The organism is Paenibacillus periandrae, assembly GCF_022458865.1.
Classification (GTDB): Bacteria; Bacillota; Bacilli; order Paenibacillales; family NBRC-103111; genus Paenibacillus_S; species Paenibacillus_S periandrae.
Genome location: NZ_JAJNMU010000109.1, coordinates 1 through 682, shown reverse-complemented (window position 1 = coordinate 682; position 682 = coordinate 1). Strand labels below are relative to the sequence as shown.

The window sequence follows — 682 nt, the reverse complement described above, 5'->3', positions numbered from 1 at the left end:
CAATCAGTGCCGAACCTAATAAAAAGTTCCACGTCAGCGGGAGTTTTAATATCGTTCAACTGTCAAATGCGAAAATACAATTGTACGTGGATTTTTATAACTCGACGATGTTCACCGGTGCAAGTGTAACGGAAATCAGCGAGGTGACACAAGGAGGATACGTGACGTTAGCCAATAATGGAATAATTCCGGCGAATACTACTAATGCAAGAGTTTATGCACTTATCCGAGGCACCGCTGACAATGGATCAGGAGTATTTCTAGTGGATGGAATCAGTTTCAATTATGGTGAACCCAATTTGATATACAATTCAAGTTTTGAAACCGTCTTAGGCAACAGTGGACGGGCCAGTAACTGGGTAGAGTCTAAATGGGGGGCAAACGGTAGCTATGAAGTAAGTCCGATATCATCAAGCGAACATGCACAAAAGATTATTGGTTCAGGAATCGTAGCAAATGGCGCGATCGGGGTCCGTCAAGTAATTAGCGTAGAACCTAATAAAAAGTTCCATATCAGCGGGAGTTTTAATATTACTCAACTGTCAAATGCGAAAGTACAATTGTACGTGGATTTTTATAACTCGACGATGTTCACCGGTGCAAGTGTTACGGAAATCGGCGAGGTGACACAAGGAGGATACGTGACGTTAGCCAATAATGGAATAATTCCGGCGAATACCAC

Annotated in this window: 1 protein-coding gene; it reads left to right on the top strand. The window is 42.5% G+C overall.

Features of this window, described 5'->3' with window-relative positions; translation table 11 throughout:
- Positions 1-682: hypothetical protein (locus LRL21_RS44770; protein ID WP_240422212.1), on the top strand; the 682-nt coding region annotated here is incomplete at both ends.